This window comes from Vibrio sp. V19_P1S1T109 (genome assembly GCF_002241375.1).
Classification (GTDB): Bacteria; Pseudomonadota; Gammaproteobacteria; order Enterobacterales; family Vibrionaceae; genus Vibrio; species Vibrio anguillarum.
Genome location: NZ_NDIM01000004.1, coordinates 1 through 22,368, shown reverse-complemented (window position 1 = coordinate 22,368; position 22,368 = coordinate 1). Strand labels below are relative to the sequence as shown.

23 protein-coding genes and 1 other RNA gene are annotated in these 22,368 nt (G+C 44.5%); 7 read left to right on the top strand and 17 right to left on the bottom strand.

Annotated features, from left to right (window positions below; all coding sequences use genetic code 11):
• From rsmH to rsmI, 3 genes are all read right to left on the bottom strand, one after another.
• Positions 1-679, bottom strand: a 679-nt coding sequence (gene rsmH / locus B9J87_RS00270) for a 16S rRNA (cytosine(1402)-N(4))-methyltransferase RsmH (protein ID WP_094149141.1), incomplete at its 3' end; no start/stop codon positions are given.
• A gap of 200 nt (positions 680-879) precedes the next feature.
• An RNA gene (rnpB, locus tag B9J87_RS00265) (RNase P RNA component class A) lies at positions 880-1,283 on the bottom strand.
• Positions 1,284-1,402: 119 nt separating this feature from the next.
• Positions 1,403-2,269 carry a 16S rRNA (cytidine(1402)-2'-O)-methyltransferase gene (rsmI, locus tag B9J87_RS00260; protein WP_013856074.1) on the bottom strand — a complete coding sequence of 289 codons (867 nt, stop codon included), beginning with the start codon at positions 2,267-2,269 and terminating at the stop codon, positions 1,403-1,405.
• 69 nt (positions 2,270-2,338) lie between these two features.
• Here rsmI and B9J87_RS00255 point away from each other — a divergent pair, with 69 nt between their 5' ends.
• From B9J87_RS00255 to B9J87_RS00240, 4 genes are read left to right on the top strand one after another with little or no spacing between them, the layout of a single operon-like run.
• Positions 2,339-4,144 (top strand): penicillin-binding protein activator, encoded by a 1,806-nt coding sequence (locus B9J87_RS00255; RefSeq protein WP_094149142.1) that lies wholly within the window; start codon positions 2,339-2,341, stop codon positions 4,142-4,144.
• Positions 4,131-4,499 (top strand): YraN family protein, encoded by a 369-nt coding sequence (locus B9J87_RS00250; protein ID WP_017046509.1) that lies wholly within the window; start codon positions 4,131-4,133, stop codon positions 4,497-4,499. Before B9J87_RS00255 ends, B9J87_RS00250 begins: the two co-directional genes overlap by 14 nt.
• A 3-nt stretch (positions 4,500-4,502) precedes the next feature.
• Entirely contained in the window at positions 4,503-5,093 is a 591-nt protein-coding gene (locus B9J87_RS00245) for a phosphoheptose isomerase (RefSeq protein WP_010318025.1), read from the top strand.
• 3 nt (positions 5,094-5,096) lie between these two features.
• Positions 5,097-5,666: a BON domain-containing protein gene (locus B9J87_RS00240; RefSeq protein ID WP_017042658.1), complete on the top strand. Its 570-nt coding sequence runs from the start codon at positions 5,097-5,099 to the stop codon at positions 5,664-5,666.
• 85 nt (positions 5,667-5,751) lie between these two features.
• Here the strand turns inward: B9J87_RS00240 and sspB are convergent, their stop codons facing one another.
• From sspB to zapE, 8 genes are all read right to left on the bottom strand, one after another.
• Positions 5,752-6,231 (bottom strand): ClpXP protease specificity-enhancing factor, encoded by a 480-nt coding sequence (sspB, locus tag B9J87_RS00235; RefSeq protein ID WP_026027949.1) that lies wholly within the window; start codon positions 6,229-6,231, stop codon positions 5,752-5,754.
• Positions 6,232-6,240: 9 nt separating this feature from the next.
• Entirely contained in the window at positions 6,241-6,876 is a 636-nt protein-coding gene (sspA, locus tag B9J87_RS00230; protein WP_026027272.1) for a stringent starvation protein SspA, read from the bottom strand.
• A 97-nt stretch (positions 6,877-6,973) separates the two neighbouring features.
• On the bottom strand, positions 6,974-7,711 hold the full coding sequence (locus B9J87_RS00225; RefSeq protein ID WP_094149140.1) for a cytochrome c1: 738 nt from the start codon (positions 7,709-7,711) through the stop codon (positions 6,974-6,976).
• The gene (locus B9J87_RS00220; RefSeq protein WP_017046505.1) at positions 7,708-8,973 is read right to left on the bottom strand and encodes a cytochrome b; all 1,266 of its coding nucleotides are present in this window, start codon (positions 8,971-8,973) and stop codon (positions 7,708-7,710) included. The genes B9J87_RS00225 and B9J87_RS00220 overlap by 4 nt, the downstream gene beginning before the upstream one ends.
• Positions 8,973-9,569, bottom strand: a complete 597-nt coding sequence (petA, locus tag B9J87_RS00215; RefSeq protein ID WP_010318038.1) for a ubiquinol-cytochrome c reductase iron-sulfur subunit — start codon at positions 9,567-9,569, stop codon at positions 8,973-8,975. Before petA ends, B9J87_RS00220 begins: the two co-directional genes overlap by 1 nt.
• Before the next feature lie 326 nt (positions 9,570-9,895).
• The gene (rpsI, locus tag B9J87_RS00210; RefSeq protein WP_010318040.1) at positions 9,896-10,288 is read right to left on the bottom strand and encodes a 30S ribosomal protein S9; all 393 of its coding nucleotides are present in this window, start codon (positions 10,286-10,288) and stop codon (positions 9,896-9,898) included.
• A 15-nt stretch (positions 10,289-10,303) separates the two neighbouring features.
• Complete coding sequence (gene rplM / locus B9J87_RS00205; protein ID WP_013856066.1) at positions 10,304-10,732, bottom strand: 50S ribosomal protein L13; 429 nt, start codon at positions 10,730-10,732, stop codon at positions 10,304-10,306.
• Between the two features lie 237 nt (positions 10,733-10,969).
• Positions 10,970-12,076: a cell division protein ZapE gene (gene zapE, locus B9J87_RS00195; RefSeq protein WP_094149139.1), complete on the bottom strand. Its 1,107-nt coding sequence runs from the start codon at positions 12,074-12,076 to the stop codon at positions 10,970-10,972.
• Between the two features lie 144 nt (positions 12,077-12,220).
• Here zapE and zapG point away from each other — a divergent pair, with 144 nt between their 5' ends.
• The 3 genes from zapG (at position 12,221) to degS (ending at position 15,352) form a co-directional block, all read left to right on the top strand.
• Positions 12,221-12,664 carry a Z-ring associated protein ZapG gene (zapG, locus tag B9J87_RS00190; protein ID WP_013856064.1) on the top strand — a complete coding sequence of 148 codons (444 nt, stop codon included), beginning with the start codon at positions 12,221-12,223 and terminating at the stop codon, positions 12,662-12,664.
• A 116-nt stretch (positions 12,665-12,780) separates the two neighbouring features.
• Positions 12,781-14,145 (top strand): Do family serine endopeptidase, encoded by a 1,365-nt coding sequence (locus B9J87_RS00185; protein WP_094149138.1) that lies wholly within the window; start codon positions 12,781-12,783, stop codon positions 14,143-14,145.
• 142 nt (positions 14,146-14,287) lie between these two features.
• On the top strand, positions 14,288-15,352 hold the full coding sequence (gene degS, locus B9J87_RS00180) for an outer membrane-stress sensor serine endopeptidase DegS (protein WP_026027947.1): 1,065 nt from the start codon (positions 14,288-14,290) through the stop codon (positions 15,350-15,352).
• Between the two features lie 71 nt (positions 15,353-15,423).
• On the opposite strand, the gene parC is transcribed toward degS, so the two are convergent.
• The 6 genes from parC to nudF all read right to left on the bottom strand — a co-directional run bounded on the left by parC (position 15,424) and on the right by nudF (position 22,303).
• A complete protein-coding gene (gene parC / locus B9J87_RS00175; RefSeq protein WP_017042665.1) occupies positions 15,424-17,700 on the bottom strand; it encodes a DNA topoisomerase IV subunit A in 2,277 nt (758 codons plus the stop codon).
• On the bottom strand, positions 17,701-19,584 hold the full coding sequence (gene parE, locus B9J87_RS00170; RefSeq protein ID WP_094149137.1) for a DNA topoisomerase IV subunit B: 1,884 nt from the start codon (positions 19,582-19,584) through the stop codon (positions 17,701-17,703).
• A gap of 212 nt (positions 19,585-19,796) precedes the next feature.
• Positions 19,797-20,393, bottom strand: a complete 597-nt coding sequence (gene yqiA / locus B9J87_RS00165) for an esterase YqiA (protein WP_017042667.1) — start codon at positions 20,391-20,393, stop codon at positions 19,797-19,799.
• Complete coding sequence (gene cpdA / locus B9J87_RS00160) at positions 20,383-21,204, bottom strand: 3',5'-cyclic-AMP phosphodiesterase (protein WP_047691538.1); 822 nt, start codon at positions 21,202-21,204, stop codon at positions 20,383-20,385. Before cpdA ends, yqiA begins: the two co-directional genes overlap by 11 nt.
• Before the next feature lie 47 nt (positions 21,205-21,251).
• Positions 21,252-21,686, bottom strand: a complete 435-nt coding sequence (locus tag B9J87_RS00155; RefSeq protein WP_017042669.1) for a DUF1249 family protein — start codon at positions 21,684-21,686, stop codon at positions 21,252-21,254.
• The gene (nudF, locus tag B9J87_RS00150) at positions 21,674-22,303 is read right to left on the bottom strand and encodes an ADP-ribose diphosphatase (protein ID WP_017042670.1); all 630 of its coding nucleotides are present in this window, start codon (positions 22,301-22,303) and stop codon (positions 21,674-21,676) included. Before nudF ends, B9J87_RS00155 begins: the two co-directional genes overlap by 13 nt.
• Between the last annotated feature and the right edge of the window lie 65 nt (positions 22,304-22,368).

Genomic DNA, 22,368 nt, shown 5'->3' with positions numbered 1-22,368 from the left:
ATGCAGTGTCGATCTCTTCTAATTCACTATTGATATAGATACGAAATGCTTGAAATGAGCGCGTAGCCGGGTGTTTTTTCTCTTTAAAGCTTTTCGGCGCGGCTTCTGAAATCAGTTTAGCCAATTGACTGGTACGCGTCAGAGGCTCTTTTTCATCGTCTTCACGGTAAGCGACAATCGCTTTGGCAATACGGCGCGCGTGCTTGTCTTCACCAAATTCACGAATCACCCAAGTAATGTCGTCCAAATCGGCTTGCGCAAGCCACTGCGAGACAGGGATCCCTGACGTCGGGTCCATACGCATATCAAGCGGGCCATCTTTCATGAAACTAAAACCGCGCTCGGCATCGTCCAACTGCGGCGAGGAAACGCCTAAATCAAGTAGTACTCCATCTACTTTCCCGACCAGATCGTAGCGCTCAGCGTATTGTGCCATGCCAGAGAATGGGCCATGAATGATAGTAAAACGCGGGTCGTTAATTTTTCCAGCTTCAGCAATCGCTTGTGGATCGCGATCTATGCTGTACAGACGACCATTGTCACCCAACTTAGAGAGAATTGTACGACTATGACCACCACGGCCAAACGTGCCGTCGATATAAATACCGTCTGGTTTGATAGCAAGGCCATCAATGGATTCATTCAGTAGTACAGAAATGTGTTGAAAAGGTTCAGTCATCGTTTTCTCATCGGGCTAAAGCTGAAATATAGCAATCGGCTACGGCGCAAGTATTCAGTTTACTGATTTAACGCCGCATCGCTACCACTTGACGTTGGCATCACGTGATATTGCGCTAAGTTTAGTGCTTACGAAATAATTTTCGTCAATAAAAAGCAAAAAACCCATCATAACCGCAAGAGTTATGATGGGTCTGCAATAGGTGGAGTTGACGTATAAGCCGGGTTCTGTTCCGCTTGCGCGGCAGTAGCCATTCGTCTAGGCCAGCAATCACTCACTGGCTCAAGCAACCTACCCGCTTCCTTACGCGAGCAACGCAATGTGGAAGCCTATTTGGTCTTGCTCCGGGTGGAGTTTACCTTGCTACGAACTGTTGCCAGACGCACGGTGCGCTCTTACCGCACCCTTTCACCCTTACCTGTGCCCATTCCGAAGAAATTGGGCCATCGGCGGTCTTCTCTCTGCTGCACTTGTCGTAGGCTTTCGCCCCCCAGGCGTTACCTGGCACCCTGCTCTATGGAGCCCGGACTTTCCTCCCCTCCATCAGTCTCCCCAGCACAAGGCTAAAGGACATCAATGAAGCAGCGACTACCCAGTCAACTCCGAGGGCGGATTGTATAGAGAAAGATAGGTACTGTCTAGGCTCAAACAACTTCTGTGTTTAATTCACGCTTAAGCGTTTAATTATCCATCGATTTAAAACATCAAGATGCCGCTGGCTAATTAAGCAGATAGGTTTTCAAGCCCCCACTTATAAAGGGCATTTTTCTTAAGGTTATAAATTTCAGCCGCCAATGCGGCCGCTTTTTTCAGAGGCAGCTCTTTTGTCAAAATCGCTAAACTGCGCAACGCTTCGTCTGGCAAGCTATCGTCCACGCTTTCTCTGTAACCATGGATCAGTAACACCATTTCACCACGCTTGCGGTTCTCATCTTCATTAATCCAATTAATCAGTTCGCCTAACGGCAAACCTTGAATCGTCTCGAAGGTTTTGGTGAGCTCGCGGGCTAGCACCACGTTACGATCTGGCCCTAAGATAGCTAACATATCTTGCAGTGATTCGCTAATTCGGTGTGGTGACTCATAAAAAATACAGGTGCGTTCAGCCTTAGCGATCTCTAGGAATTTATCTTTACGCCCTTTGCTTTTCGGCGGCAAAAAACCTTCAAAACTGAAACGATCAGAAGGCAAGCCTGATGCACTGAGCGCAGTAATCACAGCACAGGCGCCCGGAAGTGGCACAACTCTCACACCAGCTTGACGACATTGATTGACAAGATGGTACCCTGGATCACTGATCAGTGGCGTTCCTGCATCAGAAACCAACGCAATAGATTGCCCTGATAATAATTTATCGACTAACACTTGTGCTTTTTGCTGTTCGTTGTGATCATGCAAGGCAAAGGTTTTAGTCTGGATATTGAAGTGAGCGAGAAGTCTGCCAGTATGGCGTGTATCTTCCGCAGCGATAACATCAACACTTGAGAGTACTTCAATGGCTCGCTGGGTAATATCACCCAAATTGCCAATTGGCGTAGGAACAATGTAGAGAGTTGGGATCTCTGCTGGCAAGGTTTTGCTATCTGTCATTTGTTTACCATCACTTCAACGATTAATATAGAGACAATTTTACACGGAATAACGAAAGAACTCATGGCTATGAAGAACCATCCGAGACTCAGTGTACCACGCTTATTCACGCCCGTTGCATTAGCAATGGCTTTGGCGGCGTGTTCGTCTTCACCGTCGACGCCCACCTCAGTCGATATTACGCAAGATCCCACCAAGTCAGCGCAAACTTACTTGATGCAAGCAGATAGTAGCCAAGGTTCACTGCAAAATGATTGGTTGATCATGGCTCTTAAAGCCGCAATTAACGAAAACAACAGCGAACAAGCGCAACTGTTGATTATGCGCTTAGCCAAACAGTCGCTCTCTGAAGCGCAACAAGCTGAATGGCAAATGGCTAAGGCGCAGTTGTTGAGTAATGCGGAACAGTTTTCACAAGCGCTCTCTCAGCTTAATTTTCAGGCTTGGTGGAAGCTAAGCCCTGAAACATGGGCTCAATACCATCAAATGCGCGCCGATATTTTTACCGCGCTCAGCCGCCCTTTTGATTCAAGTAGGGAGCTTATTGCATTAAGCACTTACGTTGATGATGCCGAGCAAGAGGCGATTGCCGATCAAATTTGGCTCAATTTCAATCACTATAGCGAACGTGAAATTACCCAATTAAATCCAGAGCCTAACGAAAACGTGCTCGATGGCTGGCTACAACTGGCTGTATATATGAAAACGCTCAATAGCAATATTCCGCAGTTGAAGAATACGCTCGAAAAATGGCTTGCGGAAAACAGCAATCACCCAGCGGCTCGTTATACGCCTAAAGCGATACAAGATATTTTAGCGCTGGAAATCATCAAGCCCACTAACACCGCGTTGTTACTTCCTCTTTCAGGAAAGTTTGCCACGCAAGCTCAACTGATCCGTGATGGCTTCATCATGGCGATGATGAATGACCGTAACCGTGACCTCAATGCTACCTTGACTGTGATTGATACCAATGCCGAAGACGCCGTGCTCATAGACAAACAACTGATTGAAAAAAACATTGATTTCATTGTTGGGCCACTCATCAAAGAGAACATAGAGAATCTACATAAGCTTCAACAAGCACGCTTAGCTTCTATCCCTACGCTGGCGTTGAATATTCCAGACCAAATTGAAGATCATCCTAACACTTGCTATCTTGCACTTTCGCCAGAGCAAGAGGTTGAACAAGCCGCTAAGTATCTGTTTAGCCAAGGCTATCAGTACCCTTTAATACTCGCTCCTCAAGGTAATTACGGCCAGCGTGTAGTAGAAGCGTTTAACGCAGAATGGCAAAAATACAGCAAGAATAAAGTATCGGTGAACCTATTTGGTGATAAGCGTCAATTGCAACGCAACATTAACTCAGTATTTGGTCTGCAAGATAGCCAACAAAATATCGCGCAAATGGATGTGTTGATGGGTATTGATTTACAAAGCCTGCCCCGCAGTCGTCGTGATATCGATTCGGTTTATATCGTGGCTAACAGCGCAGAATTGACTTTAATTAAACCCTTTATCGAGGTCGCAATTAACCCTGACACTAAGCCACCTAAACTGTTCTCAAACTCTCGTAGTAACAGTGGTAACACACAGTATGAAGACCTCTCTGGTGTAACTTATAGCGATATTCCATTACTCATTCATCCCAATTCAATGCTGGATAATGAAATGAACCAATTGTGGCCAAAGAACTCCAATAGCGAGCGACGCTTACAAGCATTAGGTATGGATGCTTATCAGTTAATGATTGAGTTGCCACAAATGAAGGTCGTCGAGGGGTATAGTATCGATGGCAAAACAGGCACATTAAGTATTGATGAGCAATGCGTGGTACAGAGAGAGATCAGTTGGGCGGTGCATGGCGCTCTTTAGTCGCCGCGCAGTTGGTCAACAGTATGAAACTGCAGCCAAACACTATTTATTAGGTTGTGGTTTGGCTTTTATTGAACAAAACTTCAATACCAAAGTCGGTGAAATCGACCTCATTATGCGAGATAAAAACACCTTAGTGTTCGTAGAGGTTAAATACAGAAAAAACCAATGTCATGGGCATGCCGCAGAAATGGTTACTACCGCAAAAATGGCAAAGTTGATGAAAACCGCGAATTTATGGCTACTGAAACATGGCCTATCGCCCTATGACACCGATTTTCGTTTCGATGTGATCGCCATCCACCAAGATGTGCACCACATTGAGTGGATTAAAAACGCAATAACTCAAGGATAAACGATGCTCGACAGCATTAAAGACAGTTTTACCGAAAGCATCCAAATTCAAATTGCGGCTGCTGAAGCACTACCCCATGCGATCACGCATGCTGCACAAGCCATGGTGGCAACGCTACTTAACGGTCATAAAATTCTCTGTTGCGGTAATGGTGGCTCTTCGGCCAATGCCCAGCTTTTTTCTTCTTGCTTACTGAACCGTTTTGAAACTGAACGCCCGAGTTTACCCGCCATTGCATTAACCGCAGACAATACCACGTTAACCGCAGTTGCTAACGACTATCACTACCAAGAAATATTCTCGAAACAGGTACGTGCATTTGGTCAACCTGGTGATGTTTTGTTGGCTATTTCAACCAGTGGTAACAGCAAAAACATCATTAAAGCGATGGAAGCGGCTGTGACTCGTGATATGACGATTATCGCTCTCACAGGCAAAGACGGTGGAGAAATGGCTGGTCTTCTAGGTGAAAATGATGTGGAGATCCGCATCCCCTCGCAGCGGACGGCTCGAATCCATGAAGTTCATATGGTCACCCTACACTGCTTATGTGACTTGATTGATCAAGTCCTTTTCCCTTCTCATGAAGAATAGACAATGAATAGATTAAAACTTTCACTCATTCTACTGTTGAGCTTTGCTGTATCAGGTTGTGCAGGAGTTATCCTTGCTGGCGCGGCAACAACAGCGAGCCTAGTAACAGACCCTCGAACCACTCAAGAAATTTGGAATGATAATAACATCGAATTTGAAGTAGCAGGTATCGCCAATAAAGCCCCCTTTAACGGAAAAACTCGCATTACGGCCAGTTCTTATCAAGGGATTGTCGTGTTGATGGGACAAGCTGAAAACTCCGGATTACTCAATGAGTTTGAAAATAAAGCACGTGAGACAAAAGGGGTCAAAACCATTCATAATCAAGTCAGAATAAAAGCGCCTTTATCAATTGGCGAAATCAGTAACGACAGTTGGATTACGACTAAAGTAAAATCAGCGCTGTTGGCCAATTCTGAACTGAACACAATCAAAATCAAAGTAATCACAGAAAATAGAGAAGTATTTTTACTTGGCTATGTCTCGGCGGAACAGGCTAATCTAGCCAGTGATATTGCTCGAAACATATCAGGCGTAAAACAGGTGATTAAGGCATTTCAATACAGCGAATAACCTCGGTTATCCTTTGTTTTTTTAGAAAAAAAGCAGCGAATATCGCTGCTTTTTCGATCATGACTGCTTAATGTGTGAAAATGAGTTACTTAATAACTCTTAAGCTTGGTTTTCCCTTCGGCCGAGAGGTTTCTTGTGCTCGAGTCTCTAATAATTCCTCATCTTCTTGAGAAGCAACGCTTAACATCGGCTCTTGTTCAGATTCCTCTGTTATGCCCGCTTCTAGATAAGGGATATAGGCCTCTTCAGGTTCAAACATAGTACCTGCACCGTTTTCACGTGCATAGATAGCTTGCACTGCGTACAAAGGCACTATGACCGAATGAGGACGTCCACCAAAGCGAGCATTGAACGTAATCGCTTCATTGCCAAGCTCAAGGTTACCTATCGCTCTTGGGGCAAGATTAAGGATAATTTGTCCATCTTGCACAAACTCCATCGGCACTCGTACACCCGTAAGAGTGGCATCCACAACAACATGAGGAGTCAATTCATTTTCTAATAGCCAATCATAAAATGCTCTAAGCATATAAGGTCGGCGAGGAGTCATTTGAGAGATATCCATCAAACTGCCTTAACGAACTAAACGCATCTCACGTTCAGCTTCTGTTAAAGAAGCCAAGAATGAATCACGCTCAAAAACACGATTCATATATACTTTAAGCTCTTTAGAGCCAGGACCAATCAGATCAATACCCAAAATAGGTAAGCGCCATAGTAATGGAGCTAAATAACAGTCAATGAGGCTAAACTCTTCACTCATGAAATATTCGTATTCCGCGAACACAGGACCAAGAGTAAGCAGATCATTGCGTAATTTATTACGAGCTGCTTCTGACTCTTCCGCATTACCCTTCACGACTTTCTCAGCCAGTGAGTACCAGTTTTTCTCAATACGGTAAATCATCAAACGGCTATTACCACGAGCCACAGGATAAACAGGCATCAGCGGTGGATGAGGGAAACGCTCATCTAGGTATTCCATGATGATCTTTGAGTCATAAAGAGCAAGCTCACGATCAACTAACGTTGGTACTGTCTTATATGGGTTTAGCTCAATAAGGTCAGCTGGCAGATTGGTTTCATCAACTAATTCTACTTCAACACTGACACCTTTTTCCGCTAGAACAATACGTACCTGATGACTATACATATCAGATGCACTCGAAAATAGCGTCATCACAGAACGTTTATTGGCAGCTACAGCCATGGAGCCCTCCAGCACACTTACAGATATAAAAACAATGGAGGCCAAGCCTCCATTGAAGATTCTAAAAATTAGAAATTAACGCCGCATGGTAGCACAATTAATGCACATCACGCCAATATTCTTTCTTCAATAGAACGACCACGATAGTAAATAGCACAAGGAATGCCATTACCCACCAACCTAAAGTTTGACGTTCAAGCTTGACTGGTTCTGCTGAATATTCAAGGAAGTTAACAATGTCACGGACCGCTTGATCATATTCACTTTTACTCAGCTCACCCGTACCATCGGACTCGACACCAACAACCTTCTTCACTTCCTCACCATTAACACTGTGAGTGCCATAAACAGGCTGTGGAACCCCTTGCAGCTCTTCAAGCACATGAGGCATACCTACACTTGGGAATACAATGTTGTTTACACCAAACGGTCGGCTAGGATCGGCATAAAATGAGCGAAGGTAAGTATACAACCAGTCAGTACCACGAACACGGGCCACCAGCGTTAAATCAGGTGGCGGCGCACCAAACCATTTCGCTGCAGACTTATCTGGAATCGCATTCTCCATCAGTTGACCAATTTTGGCATTCGGATCAAAGATCAAATTCTCTTTCATCAAATCCGAGGGAATATTCAAATCATTCGCTACACGCTCATAACGCTGGTACTGAGTTGAGTGGCAACCAAAACAGTAGTTCATGAATAGCTTTGCACCATGCTGCAATGATGCTTGATCTGTTAAATCATTATTTGCTTTATCTAAATGTATATTTGCGCCAGCTGCCAAAGCAAGAGATGGCAGCATTGCAAACAAAATTACAATCCACTTTTTCATTTAAATGTCACCCTCTCTGGTAATGGTTTCGTTGCTTCATTTTTGCTGTAGAAGAACAACAAAACAAAGAACATGAAGTAACCAACGCTAAATATACGTGCAAGCATTGTGTAAGTGGCTGTCGCAGGTAACGCACCTAAAACACCTAACGCAATAAAGCAGATAGTGAACTGAATAATATTGATTAAGTGGAACTTACTACGATAACGGTAAGAACGAACCTTACAACGATCCAGCCATGGCAATAAGAACAACACCACAATCGATGCACCCATCGCAGCCACACCAATTAACTTATCAGGAACAGCACGTAAAATTGCATAGAAAGGCGTGAAATACCAAACAGGTGCGATGTGTGCTGGCGTTTTTAGTGGGTTTGCCGCTTCAAAGTTAGGCGGCTCAAGGAAGTAGCCCCCCATCTCTGGGTTAAAGAACAACACATAACAGAACAGGATTAAGAAACCGGCTACACCAATAAGATCTTTCACTGTCCCGTAAGGATGGAATGGAATCGAATCAATGATGTCGTATTTCTTGGTGTAGTAGTCGTGAAATTTAAACTGCGTTTTATAATCATCGCCCATCGACCCTTTTGGTACTTTGGTTTCGATACCGTCAGGGTTATTAGAGCCGACTTCATGCAGTGCTAATATATGGAGAACAATTAGCAACAATAAAACAATAGGTAAAGCAATCACATGCAGTGCAAAGAAACGGTTCAGAGTGGCACCTGAAATAACGTAGTCACCACGTATCCATAGAGTTAAATCATCACCGATAACGGGGATTGCACCGAACAAAGAGATAATAACTTGCGCTCCCCAATAGGACATTTGTCCCCATGGTAGCAAGTATCCCATAAAGGCTTCGGCCATCAACACTAAGAAGATCAGCATGCCAAATAGCCATAGCAGCTCACGAGGCTTCTGATAGGAACCGTAAATTAAGCCACGGAACATATGTAGATAAATCACCACAAAGAAAGCTGAAGCGCCAGTGGAGTGCATATAGCGCAGTAACCAACCATACTCAACATCACGCATTATGTATTCAACAGATGCAAAAGCCCCTTCACCTGATGGCACATAGTTCATGGTTAGCCACACACCAGTGAGCAGTTGGTTAACAAGAACCAACATGGCTAACGATCCAAACAAATACCAAAAGTTAAAGTTTTTCGGCATTGGATATTCAGATAGGTGTTTTTTGTAAGCGTTCATTGCAGGTAAACGCTTTTCTACCCAATCAAGTAAAACTTGCATTATGCAGCCTCCCCGGTCTCATCTAATCCTATGACAATACGAGTATCGCTAAGATACATATATTGAGGGATAACCAAGTTTAGTGGTGCCGGAACACCTTGAAAAACTCGACCCGCCATATCAAATTTCGAACCATGGCAAGGACAGAAAAAACCAGATTTAACCCCTTGAACTTGTTCACTAAAAGAATCAGGCAAATAAGTAGGTGAACAGCCAAGATGAGTACAAATACCCACAGCAACGAAATATTCAGGTTTAATCGATCGATAAGCATTTTGCGCATAATTAGGCTGCTGCTGCTCATCCGATTGAGGATCTCGAAGTTGGTTTTCGATATCTTTTAGCCCATCGACCACTGATTGAGAACGACGAACAACCCAAACAGGTTTTCCTCGCCACTCAACACGAACCATTTGCCCCTCTTCAAGTTTACCGATTTCAACTTCAACGGGGGCTCCAGCCGCTTTGGCTTTGGCACTTGGGTTCCAAGATTTAATAAAAGGAACGGCGACAGCAGCGGCTCCTAACCCTCCGACAACGGCTGTTGTCGCGGTTAAGAAACGTCTGCGACCGTTATTTAAAGGCGCATTGCTCATCCAAACATTCTCCCATTTGCTCCCTGTGGATTATTATTATTCCGCTTATCAAGAGCATGGCTAACAAAATACGAATCTAGTTGTATTTATTTGATGGCAAATCATAAATAAAACCCTACTTTTTGACAAGATAAAGCTACCTTTTCGTAACATTCGTGAAGTAAATCGCACGTGAGGTCACAAAAGGAAGATTAAAGAGCAACAACCAAATGATGTGATTAAAAAAATGAGTGTTTGCTAACACCAAAAAACAAAAAGCCCGGTATAAATACCGGGCTTTTGAACCACAATCCAGTAACACTGGAAGCGAATCTTTTGAAAAAAGATTAACGCTTAGAGAATTGTGGTTTACGACGTGCTTTACGCAGACCAACTTTCTTACGTTCAACGCAACGAGCGTCGCGAGTAACGTAGCCAGCTGCACGTAGAACAGGACGTAGTGATTCGTCGTATTCCATTAGAGCGCGAGTGATACCGTGACGGATAGCACCAGCTTGACCAGAAATACCACCACCTTTAACAGTGATGTATAGATCTAGTTTCTCAGTTAGTTCAACTAGCTCAAGAGGTTGTTTAACAACCATGCGAGAAGTTGGACGACCAAAGTAAACATCAAGGCTACGCTTGTTGATTACAATGTTGCCGCTGCCTGGTTTAATAAAAACGCGTGCAGCTGAGCTTTTGCGACGGCCAGTGCCGTAGTATTGATTCTCTGCCATTTTCGAAATCCCCAATTAGATGTCTAGTACTTTTGGTTGTTGAGCAGCATGGTTGTGCTCAGCGCCAGCGTAAACTTTCAGCTTACGGTACATAGCACGGCCTAGAGGACCACGTGGTAGCATACCTTTAACCGCTAGCTCAATAACCATCTCTGGCTTACGAATAATCAGCTTGTCGAAAGTGATTGATTTTAAGCCGCCTGGAAATTCAGTGTGACGGTAGTAAGTTTTAGCTGCTGCTTTGTTACCTGTTACAGTAACTTTCTCAGCGTTTACAACGATGATGTAATCACCAGTGTCTACGTGAGGAGTGTATTCAGCTTTATGTTTGCCACGTAGGCGAGATGCAATTTCACTTGCTAGACGACCTAGAGTTTTACCCTCAGCGTCTACGATATACCAGTCGCGTTTTACAGTTTCTGGTTTAGCAACGAAAGTTTTCATGCTAATAATAACCCGTTAAATAAAATTTACACTAAAAGGAGCATTAAAATGCCCCCACTGTCTAAGAGTCCAAAGTTGCCCCTTCGAGCGTTTGGTTTCTCTCGGCCTCTCGTTTCACAGAAACAGGCCTGCAGTAACGGTGGGTCGCAGGATTATAGGGAAGTCAGTAGAAAAAATCACCTCTTTTTGAACAAAATCACGAATTTTTTATTTTGCTTTAAAAGTGTTCGGATTGAGCTAGGCCAGATGTTCCCTTGATAAATACTCATGACTTTGCATTTCAATTAACCGCGACTGACAACGTTTGAATTCAAACTCAAGTTGCCCATGCAGATACAGATCGTCCAGCGCCACTTCGGCGGAGATAATTACTTTTACATGTCGTTCGTAAAATTCATCAATCAACGCAATAAAACGCCGCGCTGCATCATCGATGGCGCGATCCATTTGCTTCACATCAGCCAGCAGTACTGTATGGTAAATTTTGGACAACTCAATGTAATCATTTTGGCTTCTTGCCGTTTGGCATAACTGTTCAAATGTCGCATGTAAAATACCATCACTAGCTTTTACAACAGAGAGGGTGCGATGATTGATTTCAATCTCACTGCGTGCTTCTTTTTTCTCGTCACCAACCAATTGTCTATAGTAATGTTGTAAATTGTGGCTTGCTGCTTCATCCAATGGATAGTGGTAAATTTCCGCTTGCTCTAATGTTCTTAAGCGATAATCAATGCCACTATCGACGTTCAACACATGACAGTGTGATTCAATCAAAGCAATTGCAGGGAGAAAGCGTGCTCGCTGCAAGCCGTTGCGGTATAAGTCGTGCGGTGGAATGTTCGATGTCGCCACTAAGATAATGCCGCGCTTAAACAGTGCTTGAAACAAGGTGCCCAAAATCATCGCATCGGTAATATCTGATACAAAAAATTCATCAAAACAGATAATTTCCGTTTCAGACTTAAAAATATCGGCAACCTTTTCTAAAGGCTCTTCAACTCCAGCCAGCGCCTTCAACTCATCATGAACTCGGTACATAAAACGGTGGAAATGCACTCGCATTTTGCGAGTGGTTGGCAGAGCTTCAAAAAACGTATCCATTAGATAGGTTTTTCCTCGCCCGACACCGCCCCAAAAATAGAGCCCTTTAGGTAAGTTAGGCTGTTTAGGTTGGCGGCCAAGCCATTTGGTCCAAACCGCGGAGGGCTTAACTGGTTGGTTAAGATAATCCTGAAACTGATGGTAGAGTAAATCCAGCGCATCGACGGCGCTTTCTTGGGCAGAGTCTCGCTGAAAACCGAGTTTTTTTACATCGTGTTCATATCGCTGTTTTGGTGTCATGACCGCCTACTGCACTAAAGAAAATGGAAACTGCTATTTCGTGTATTTCGCTTTATTGGCTAGAGCAGTCATAGTAACATGTCCAAGCGACGTGTGTAACCAACAGGTAAAAAACATGTTAAATAACAACAATAAGGAGCTGTTATGCCTTGGATATATGCCATTGTAGGCTTGCTAGTAGGGGCCGTGTTGGGAATGGTCATTTCAAGATTGACTACACCTCAATATAAAAACCAAAAGTCTCTACAAAAAGAATTAGATAACGCGAAATTTAGTTTGGAACAACAACGCCAAGAATTGTCGGATCACTTTGCTCAAGCAGCAGAAATACTCGATACACTAGGTAAAGATTATACAAAACTGTATCAACACATGGCCAAAACATCGTCCGAAATTTTGCCGAATATGCCAGAGCAAGATAACCCATTTATCAAAAAAATCGCTCTGCATAATGATACAGATAAAAGCAACGATGACATTTTGGAACAGCCACCGAAAGATTATGCCAATGGCGCAACAGGGCTTTTTAATACCCCCAAAAAAGAGATCATTCATTCTGCAGACGTGGTTAAGGTGAAAGCCGTTTAATCTGAATTCATGAACTTTATAAAGGTTTTTGAGTCATAAACCTCACGAGAGTGTTGAAGTTTTGTCTTTCGTACAAATATTAAACTTCGAACACAGTTATTCCAAAGGAGCTTATGATGAAAAAACCTTTACTTCTTTTAACCGCTCTATCGTTAAGTTTAAGTTCAATCATCACCCCACTACCCGCAATGGCAGCGCTACCCTTTTCTGTCAGTGGTGAGCCACTGCCGAGCTTAGCACCGATGCTAGAGCAAGTGACACCAGCGGTTGTGAGTATCTCAGTTGAGGGAACTCAAGTCTCCCATCAACGTTTACCCGAGCAGTTTCGATTTTTCTTTGGTCCTGACTTCCCAATCGACCAATCGCAAGAGCGGCCATTTAGAGCATTAGGCTCTGGTGTCATTACTGACGCAGACAAAGGTTATGTTGTGACTAATTATCACGTCATCGATGGCGCTGATAAGATTCGCGTCAAACTATACGACGGCCGAGAATACGATGCGGAGCTCGTCGGTGGCGATAAAATGTCCGATATCGCGCTAATCAAACTCAAAAAAGCAAAAAATTTAACCCAAATTCGTATCGCGGATTCAGACAAACTGCGTGTAGGTGATTTCACTGTCGCGATCGGGAACCCGTTTGGTCTTGGTCAAACGGTGACTTCCGGCATTGTTTCTGCGCTAGGACGAAGTGGACTTAATCTTGAAAACTTTGAGAACTTTATTCAGACCGATGCCGCGATTAACAGTGGCAACTCTGGTGGTGCCTTAGTCAATCTCAATGGTGAATTGATTGGGATTAATACCGCGATTCTTGGGCCGAATGGTGGCAACGTTGGGATAGGTTTTGCAATACCATCAAATATGATGAAAAACTTGACCGAACAGATCTTAGAATTTGGTGAGGTAAAACGTGGCGTGCTCGGCGTTCAAGGGGGTGAAATAACCTCTGAACTGGCTGAAGCGCTAGGCTATGAGTCAAGTAAAGGGGCGTTTGTTAGCCAAGTTATCAAAGATAGCGCCGCCGATAAAGCAGGGATCAAAGCGGGTGATGTCATCACAGCTATTAATGGAAAAAACGTTTCTACCTTCAATGAATTAAGAGCCAAAGTGGCAACATTAGGTGCAGGTAAAAAAATCACAATCGATGTAATCCGCGATGGTAAAAGCAAGACCTTCGACGTAACCTTGAGTGAAAACAACACCACAACTAAAGCAGAGCAACTGCACTCGGGGTTGACTGGTGCGGCACTGACCAATACGACGGATCAAGACCCAATCGCTGGCGTTAAAGTGACTGCTATAGAGAAAGGGTCAGCGGCAGAAGCGTATCAACTACAAAAAGAGGACATCATCATTGGTGTTAACCGCCAACGAGTGAAAAACCTCGCACAATTACGCGAAATTTTGGAGAAAAAGCCGAGCATACTTGCGCTGAATATCCAACGAGGTGATAGAACTATTTACTTGGTTATTCGCTAATTAGTGAGAATCTCTTGTCGAGTGATCAGGGCAGCATTTAAATGCTGCCCTTTTCTTATTCAATCATGTAGTGCTATTCTTCCTCTCTCAAGCTCAGGTGTAAAATAAGCTGAGTATATAGCGGGTTTTGTTTGGGGAAGATATGCTTAACTTTTTACTTCGTTCAGTGGGGCTTGGGCTTCTCGCTGCTATTGTTATTTTACTAGCGGTTCCCTCGCTACGTTCAAATGTTCTCCCGCAAATCGCGGCCGAAGAGTCTCCCAATGCGCTCTCTTTGCAAATTTCGTTTAACCAAGCCGTTCGCCGCGCCGCACCTGCTGTAGTCAATATTTACAACCAAAAATACACCGAAAGCGATCGCAGTAAACTGTCGATTCAAGGGTTAGGTTCTGGTGTGATTGTGAGCGAGAAAGGGTACATCATTACTAACTATCACGTAGTAGCCCAAGCCGACCAAATCGTAGCGGCCTTACAAGATGGCCGTCTCGCAGCCGCGCAATTAGTAGGCAAAGATCGACGCACGGATATCGCAATTTTGCGAATCGAAGGAACTAACCTTCCCGTTATTCCACAAAATCCCAATTACTCGGTGAAAGTTGGCGATGTGGTACTGGCCATTGGCAATCCATACAACCTTGGACAAACCACTACTTTTGGTATCATTTCTGCCACTGAACGTTCATCAGTCAGTACCGATGGACGTCAAGCTTTCATCCAAACTGATGCGGCCATTAATGAAGGCAATTCCGGTGGAGCTTTGGTCAACACTCAAGGAGAGCTCGTAGGTATTAACACGGCTTCGTTTCAACAAGCAACTGAAATGAAAACCGATGGTATATCATTCGCGATTCCTTACAAATTAGCCAATACCATTATGGAAAAAATCATTGCTGATGGACGCGTGATTCGCGGCTATATCGGTATTGATGGGCAAGATATTACGCCAGTAACATCTCGCTTACTTGGCAGTGAACATATTGGCGGCATAGTTGTGTTGGGCATTGACCCCAATGGCCCTGCGGAAACGGCTGGTTTTAAAGAGCGTGACATTATTCTAAAAATTGGCGGTAAAAAAATTAATGGTCGCAAGAGTGTGATGGAAATTGTCACTGACTTGCGCCCAGGTACCGTTGTCGATGTGCTCATCTTACGTAAAGGTGAAGAGATGACACTTCCCGTGACAATTGTTGAAGACCTACGCGAATAAACTAAGCCACCAAAAACAAAGAGACATAAAAAAGCCCCCAACTCACGAAGGGGGCTTTTATTTATAGACTTTTACTCTTGCTCAAGATCTGAATCACTAAGTTCTGATTCAATCTCAATCGCAGTAACACGTTGTAGCCCTCTCGGCAGTAAGCTACCTCGACGTCCACGCTCACCACGGAAGTTCTCTAGATCGCTGGCTTTTAAACCAAGTTTGCGTTTGCCGGCATAGAGCGTAATAGCCGCTCCTTGAGGCAAGGAGATTAAATGTGACACAAACTCTTCACGCTCTTTGGACTTAGCCGCAGGAATATTGATTATTTTGTTGCCTTTGCCTTTGGTTAGCTGTGGTAAATCTTTGATTGGGAATAGCAACATTCGGCCCTGATTCGTGATCGCTAAAATATCATCAGACTCCAAATTACCGATGGCCTGCGGCGTCATTACCTCTGAGTTCTCAGGCAAATTAACTAAGGCTTTACCACTACGGTTTTTCGACAGCAGTTCACCACCTTTACAAACAAAACCATAACCGGCATCCGAGCCCACTAACCAGAGTTGATCCTCTTCCCCCATCACTACTTGGCGAATAGACGAGCCCTCTGTGATGTTGAGACGCCCCGTAATCGGCTCACCTTGACTGCGCGCCGAAGGTAGCGAGTGAGCTTCAAGCGAATAACTTCGACCATCGCTACCCAAGAATACGACCTGTTGATTGCTCTTACCACAAGCATGAGCCAAATACTGGTCGCCGGATTTGTAGCTCAAACTTTGGCAATCCACATCATGCCCTTTGGCATGACGTACCCAGCCTTTTTCCGAAAGCACAACGGTGATCGCTTCACTTGGCACAAGGTCACGCTCAGTCAACGCTTTAGATTCAGCACGCTCAATCAGTGGTGAACGGCGATCATCACCGTACTTCTCAGCATCCGCTTTGATCTCTTTCTTCAACAATGTGTTCAAGCGACGCTCAGAACCAAGCAACTGCTCTAATTTTTCGCGCTCTTTGGCAAGCTCATCTTGCTCACCACGAATCTTCATCTCTTCAAGTTTGGCTAAGTGGCGAAGTTTGGTATCTAAAATCGCATCGGCTTGAATAGCACTAATACCAAAACGGGCCATCAGTACCGCTTTAGGTTCATCTTCAGTACGAATGATTTCAATCACTTCATCAATATTCAGATAAGCAATGAGCAAACCTTCCAAGATGTGCAAACGCGCCATGACTTTATCAAGACGGTACTGTAAGCGGCGGCGAACCGTGGTGCGACGAAACTCAATCCACTCAGAAAGAATGGTCACTAAACCTTTCACTTCAGGACGATTGTTTAAGCCAATCATGTTCAAGTTAACACGGAAGCTTTTCTCTAGATCGGTTGATGCGAACAAGTGGCTCATCAACAAGTCACAATCTACGCGGTTAGAACGCGGCACAATAACAATACGCGTAGGGTTCTCGTGATCCGATTCATCGCGTAAATCTTCAACCATTGGCAATTTCTTCGCGCGCATTTGGTTAGCGATTTGTTCGAGCAATTTAGCGCCTGAGACTTGATGAGGTAATGCTGTGATCACAACATCACTACCCTCTTTATGCCAAACCGCGCGCATTTTGATACTGCCGCGACCTGAGCGATATATTTTCTCAATTTCAATTCTGGGTGAAATAATTTCCGCTTCGGTCGGATAATCTGGCCCTTGCACGTACTGCATCACATCATGCAGTTGCGCTTCCGGGTTATCGATCAGGTGAATCGTCGCATCGGCAATTTCACGCACATTGTGTGGCGGGATATCGGTCGCCATGCCCACCGCAATTCCCGTGACGCCATTGAGTAAAATATGAGGTAAACGCGCCGGCAGCATTTGTGGTTCTTGCATTGTCCCATCAAAGTTAGGCTGCCAATCAACGTTGCCTTGTCCAAGCTCACCCAGTAAAACTTCAGCGAATTTAGACAGTTTCGCTTCGGTATAACGCATCGCCGCGAAGGATTTTGGATCGTCCGGAGCACCCCAGTTACCTTGACCATCCACCAGTGGATAGCGGTAAGAAAAGGGTTGTGCCATTAATACCATCGCTTCGTAACAGGCCGAATCACCGTGCGGGTGGTATTTACCGAGCACGTCACCAACGGTACGCGCTGATTTTTTGTACTTGGCTGACGCCGAGAGTCCAAGCTCCGACATCGCATAAATAATACGTCGCTGTACCGGTTTTAAACCATCGCCAATATAAGGCAGTGCGCGGTCCATGATGACGTACATCGAATAATTGAGATAGGCGTCTTCAGTGAACTTACGCAGCGGCAGTTTCTCAACACCATCAAAGGTTATTTCAGTTGACATTTATTGCACCTCTGCCATATCGCCATAACGTTGCAACCATGCGCGGCGGTCATCTGCACGCTTTTTACCTAGCAACATGTCCATCATCTCATCCGTTGCTTCAGCATCATCAATGGTCAGTTGAACCAAGCGGCGCGTGTTTGGATCCATCGTTGTTTCACGCAATTGAAGCGGATTCATTTCACCCAAACCTTTAAATCGCTGGACGTTGATTTTGGCTTTTTTCTGGCTAAGTCGCTCTAAAATGCCCTCTTTTTCAGCATCATCGAGTGCATAAAAGACCTCTTTGCCGCAGTCGATCCGATACAAAGGAGGCATCGCAACAAAAATGTGGCCCGCTTTGACTAGTGCTCGGAAATGTTTGGTAAATAAGGCGCAGAGCAAGGTGGCAATATGTAAACCATCAGAGTCCGCATCCGCGAGAATACAGATTTTACCGTAACGCAATCCATCGAGATCGTCGTTATCAGGATCAATCCCAAGCGCAACAGAGATATCATGCACTTCTTGTGAAGCCAGCACTTGGTCTGCCGACACTTCCCACGTATTTAAAATTTTCCCACGCAGTGGCATAACCGCTTGAAATTCACGATCGCGCGCTTGCTTAGCACTGCCGCCTGCTGAATCCCCTTCGACAAAGAAGATTTCCGTGCGGCTCAGGTCTTGCACTGAACAATCGGTCAATTTACCGGGGAGCGCGGGGCCTGATGCGATTTTTTTCCGTACCACTTTTTTGCTGGCTCGCATGCGGCGATGCGCATTGGCTATGCACACTTCGGCAAGTAATTCAGCGAGTTGTGGTTTTTCATTCAGCCATAAACTGAAGGAGTCTTTTATCACACCTGAAACAAAAGCCGCGGTTTGACGTGAAGAAAGGCGCTCTTTAGTTTGCCCTGCAAACTGTGGGTCTTGCATCTTAACCGACAACACATAAGAACAGCGGTCAAAGACATCTTCACCAGTTAACTTAACGCCACGCGGCAACAGGTTGCGGAATTCACAGAATTCACGCATCGCATCGAGCAACCCTTGGCGTAAGCCATTAACGTGCGTACCACCTTGTGCGGTCGGGATTAAGTTAACATAGCTTTCAGTGATCATCTCACCACCTTCAGGTAGCCAAATCACTGCCCAGTTGGCCGCTTCAGTTTCAGCGACAAACTCACCCGTAAATGGCTCTTCGGGTAATAAAGTGTAATCCTTTACGCCTTCTGCGAGATAATCTTTTAAGCCGTCTTCGTAGTACCAACGGTGCTCAAGATTGTTAACCTTATCACTAAAGGTGATCTCGAGCCCCGGGCAAAGTACCGCTTTAGCGCGCAAATTATTGATTAGGCGAGTCACTGAAAAGTTAGGCGAATCAAAGTAGCTGGTATCGGGCCAAAAGTGGACACTCGTCCCTTTATTGCGACGACCACAGGTGCCAGTCACCGTCAATTCCTCGACTTTATTACCGTGCTCAAACGCCATTTCATATATTTGCCCATCACGGCGAACAGTCACTTCCACACGCTTGGATAAGGCATTCACTACGGAAATACCTACCCCATGTAAACCACCGGAGAACTGGTAGCTTTTGTTTGAAAACTTACCACCCGCATGCAATTTACAGAAGATAAGCTCAACGCCTGATATTTTCTCTTCAGGGTGAATATCAACAGGCATACCACGCCCATCATCGATCACTTCAAGTGATTGATCTGCGTGGAGAATAACTTGTACCTTGGAGGCATATCCGGCTAGCGCTTCATCGACACTGTTATCGATAACTTCTTGGCCTAAATGGTTAGGTCGCGCGGTGTCCGTATACATCCCAGGTCGGCGACGTACTGGTTCTAAACCATTAAGAACTTCAATGGCCCCAGCATTATATTGTTCAGTCATAATACGGAATGCTTTTATAGATAAATGATTCGTTACTTTTTCGGCAGTTTATCAATGATGTGCTTGTGATTAATTAACGACAACAACGCTGATTTTTTCAGCATTACAAACTGCAAAAGTATAGATAGGACATAGTCTGGAAGAGCCTTGCTTATGTCAAGCGAGATAAGTAAGTTACAGGTAAAATTATGACTCCCCCCTCAATGAATCGGTCAGAGATCTAGGAATTCGATGATTTGTCGCGGATATCGCTCAAAGTTAACAAAACTATGATCGCCGCCAAATTCAACCGTCTGTTTTGCTCCCGTCAATTTAGCGACGGCTTGACGGTAATCTAAGACTTCATCGCCCATTTGTTGCAACAACCAAAATGACGTGACGTCATTAATTTTAACCTCTAATGCTTTGAGCTCTTCAATATGTTTCGCCTCTAGCCGATAGTGCTCTTGCGTGTAGGGGTTGACTTGTTCGCCTAAAAAATTGACCAATAATTCATACGGTTTGATTGCTGGGTTTATCACCACGGCACGAAAACCAAACAAATGGTTTAACCAAATAGACAAATACCCGCCTAATGAACTCCCCACCAGCGCAATACGATATTGATCTTGATGTTGATGAATAAGATCAAGTAGATATTCCGCAGCTTGCGCGGGAAAACTGGGTAACTTAGGCACCATCACTTTGATATCAGGACGCTGCATTTGGCAATACTTCACCATCACTTGTGCTTTGTGCGACAGCGGCGAGCTATTAAAGCCGTGAATATAAAGCAGCATAGGTTGACGAGTAGGCATCTCAGTATCCATTAGCGTTAAAATCCGGTTGGAATGCGCCGTTAGCTAAACGTTTGACTTGAGTTTCTATTTGACCATCAGCAGATAGCGTCAATTCACGCCATCCTGGGGAAGTGCGATCCAAAGCAAAATCATCTGAATTGGGCTTAAATTGTACACAGGTCGAGGGAGTGGCCATCACTCTGACACCGTGATGGAGTTTATCCATATTTTGATGAACATGACCACACAGGACGGCTTTCACATTGCGATGTTGCGTGACGATATTCCAAAAAGCATCGCTGTCTTTAAGGCTATGTTGATCGAGCCAGGCGCTCCCCACCAATAGAGGATGATGATGCAGCACAATCAAGGTGTGTCGCTGATGGTGCGTCGATAATTTTTCGTCAAGTAAAGCCAATTGTTGATCGCTCAGCCGTCCGTGCGGTACGCCCACCACTTGAGAATCGAGCATCACCATCTGCCAGTGTTCACCGAGTAATACATGCTCCGACTGTTGAATCTGCTCTGACGGGAATACGGCGCCCATATTAGGTTTAAAGTCGTGATTACCGGGAAGCCAAAAACAAGTTTTTTCTAATGAGGAAATACCACGAGAGAAACGAAGATAAGACTCAGCACTATGATCTTGCGAGATGTCGCCCGTGGCTAGAATTGCATCAAATTCAACACTTTGTGCGCAGATCTCTGCCACAACAGCATGAAAGCTATCTACCGTATTAACACTCAACAGGCTGCCATCATCCGGCGCAAACAGATGCGTATCGGTAATTTGTAGCAGCTTGATGCTGTCTGAATTGTCTAGAGTTGGCGACACGTTCAAAATTTATTAATCCAAATTGAATGACTAATTTTCATCTATGACGAAGACTAAATTGGAGCTCGACTAATCCCGTGCTTTAAACAGAAAGTAAGCCAATCGCCTAAAAAGCGATTGATTTGCGCTTTCTCATCTTTTTGCATCATTTGTTCATTCGGGTAATCATAGCGAGCTTTGATCTGATTTATCCGCGCACTTGCACACACTTCGGAAACACGTGCATCGTGGTAAAGCCTGACAGACATCGACGGTAATGGAAATACTGAAACGTCATCACTCTGACAAATCTCCACTAAAGTTGTGTACTTTGTGACCTCTAGCACTTGTAATTGATAGGTCATTTGAGCGGCCTGATAACAGCGTAAGTCACCCACGCTCGGCTGACTTGGTAACAAAGCGTTCAATTTCGCGTAGTTAGTTTCGTACACACGCATTAATTCCGATAAATCAACGTGATACGGTTTTTTCAATGCTAATTCTGCCATTGCAATTGTAACTGTTGATAGTTTAGCTCTAACCATTGTAAAGCGATAATTGAGGCACCATTCTCAATTTGGCCATTTTTCACTAAGCGGTAAGCCTCTTCACGGCTCATGACATGAACTTTGATGTCTTCACCTTCATAGTCAAGCCCATGTACGCCTTTAGCTTGCGTTGCATCGATTTCACCAACAAAGACGTCGAGTAATTCAGAGCATCCGCCAGATGATGGATAATAAGAGCTGATTTTTTCGATTCGGTTCACTTCAATTCCCGCCTCTTCCATCGCCTCTCGACGAATAACCTGCTCGGACGTTTCATTAGGGTCGATGACTCCAGCAACAATCTCCAGTTGCCAAGGATGGGCGTGCTCTAGTGCTCCAACTCGAATTTGCTCTATAATCACGACTTCATCACGCGCAGGATCATAAGGAAGCATAGCCGCAGCATGACCTCTTTCAAACATTTCTCTTTCAATCACCTCACTCCATCCACCTTCAAACAACTTGTGTTTAAAGCGGTATTTCACCATGCGGAAAAAACCTTGGAACAGTGTTTCTTTTGAAATGACGTCCACATCTTGGGGCGTAAAAATGTTGTACTGTTTGTCAGACTGCTGCATTTGAAACCTCGCTCAGTGAATCTCATAGTTTAATCATGGAATTCATCCATCACCAAGGATATTGC

Bases quoted from the DNA above. Each gene is read 5' to 3' on its own strand.
- rplM (WP_013856066.1), bottom strand. From the start codon at position 10,732: ATGAAAACTTTCGTTGCTAAACCAGAAACTGTAAAACGCGACTGGTAT.
- B9J87_RS00225 (WP_094149140.1), bottom strand. From the start codon at position 7,711: ATGAAAAAGTGGATTGTAATTTTGTTTGCAATGCTGCCATCTCTTGCT.
- zapG (WP_013856064.1), top strand. From the start codon at position 12,221: ATGCCTTGGATATATGCCATTGTAGGCTTGCTAGTAGGGGCCGTGTTG.
- B9J87_RS00250 (WP_017046509.1), top strand. From the start codon at position 4,131: ATGGCGCTCTTTAGTCGCCGCGCAGTTGGTCAACAGTATGAAACTGCA.
- petA (WP_010318038.1), bottom strand. From the start codon at position 9,569: ATGAGCAATGCGCCTTTAAATAACGGTCGCAGACGTTTCTTAACCGCG.
- degS (WP_026027947.1), top strand. From the start codon at position 14,288: ATGCTTAACTTTTTACTTCGTTCAGTGGGGCTTGGGCTTCTCGCTGCT.
- B9J87_RS00245 (WP_010318025.1), top strand. From the start codon at position 4,503: ATGCTCGACAGCATTAAAGACAGTTTTACCGAAAGCATCCAAATTCAA.
- yqiA (WP_017042667.1), bottom strand. From the start codon at position 20,393: ATGGATACTGAGATGCCTACTCGTCAACCTATGCTGCTTTATATTCAC.
- parC (WP_017042665.1), bottom strand. From the start codon at position 17,700: ATGTCAACTGAAATAACCTTTGATGGTGTTGAGAAACTGCCGCTGCGT.
- zapE (WP_094149139.1), bottom strand. From the start codon at position 12,076: ATGACACCAAAACAGCGATATGAACACGATGTAAAAAAACTCGGTTTT.
- B9J87_RS00240 (WP_017042658.1), top strand. From the start codon at position 5,097: ATGAATAGATTAAAACTTTCACTCATTCTACTGTTGAGCTTTGCTGTA.
- B9J87_RS00155 (WP_017042669.1), bottom strand. From the start codon at position 21,686: ATGGCAGAATTAGCATTGAAAAAACCGTATCACGTTGATTTATCGGAA.
- rsmI (WP_013856074.1), bottom strand. From the start codon at position 2,269: ATGACAGATAGCAAAACCTTGCCAGCAGAGATCCCAACTCTCTACATT.
- B9J87_RS00220 (WP_017046505.1), bottom strand. From the start codon at position 8,973: ATGCAAGTTTTACTTGATTGGGTAGAAAAGCGTTTACCTGCAATGAAC.
- B9J87_RS00185 (WP_094149138.1), top strand. From the start codon at position 12,781: ATGAAAAAACCTTTACTTCTTTTAACCGCTCTATCGTTAAGTTTAAGT.
- nudF (WP_017042670.1), bottom strand. From the start codon at position 22,303: ATGCAGCAGTCTGACAAACAGTACAACATTTTTACGCCCCAAGATGTG.
- sspB (WP_026027949.1), bottom strand. From the start codon at position 6,231: ATGGATATCTCTCAAATGACTCCTCGCCGACCTTATATGCTTAGAGCA.
- sspA (WP_026027272.1), bottom strand. From the start codon at position 6,876: ATGGCTGTAGCTGCCAATAAACGTTCTGTGATGACGCTATTTTCGAGT.
- parE (WP_094149137.1), bottom strand. From the start codon at position 19,584: ATGACTGAACAATATAATGCTGGGGCCATTGAAGTTCTTAATGGTTTA.
- B9J87_RS00255 (WP_094149142.1), top strand. From the start codon at position 2,339: ATGAAGAACCATCCGAGACTCAGTGTACCACGCTTATTCACGCCCGTT.
- rpsI (WP_010318040.1), bottom strand. From the start codon at position 10,288: ATGGCAGAGAATCAATACTACGGCACTGGCCGTCGCAAAAGCTCAGCT.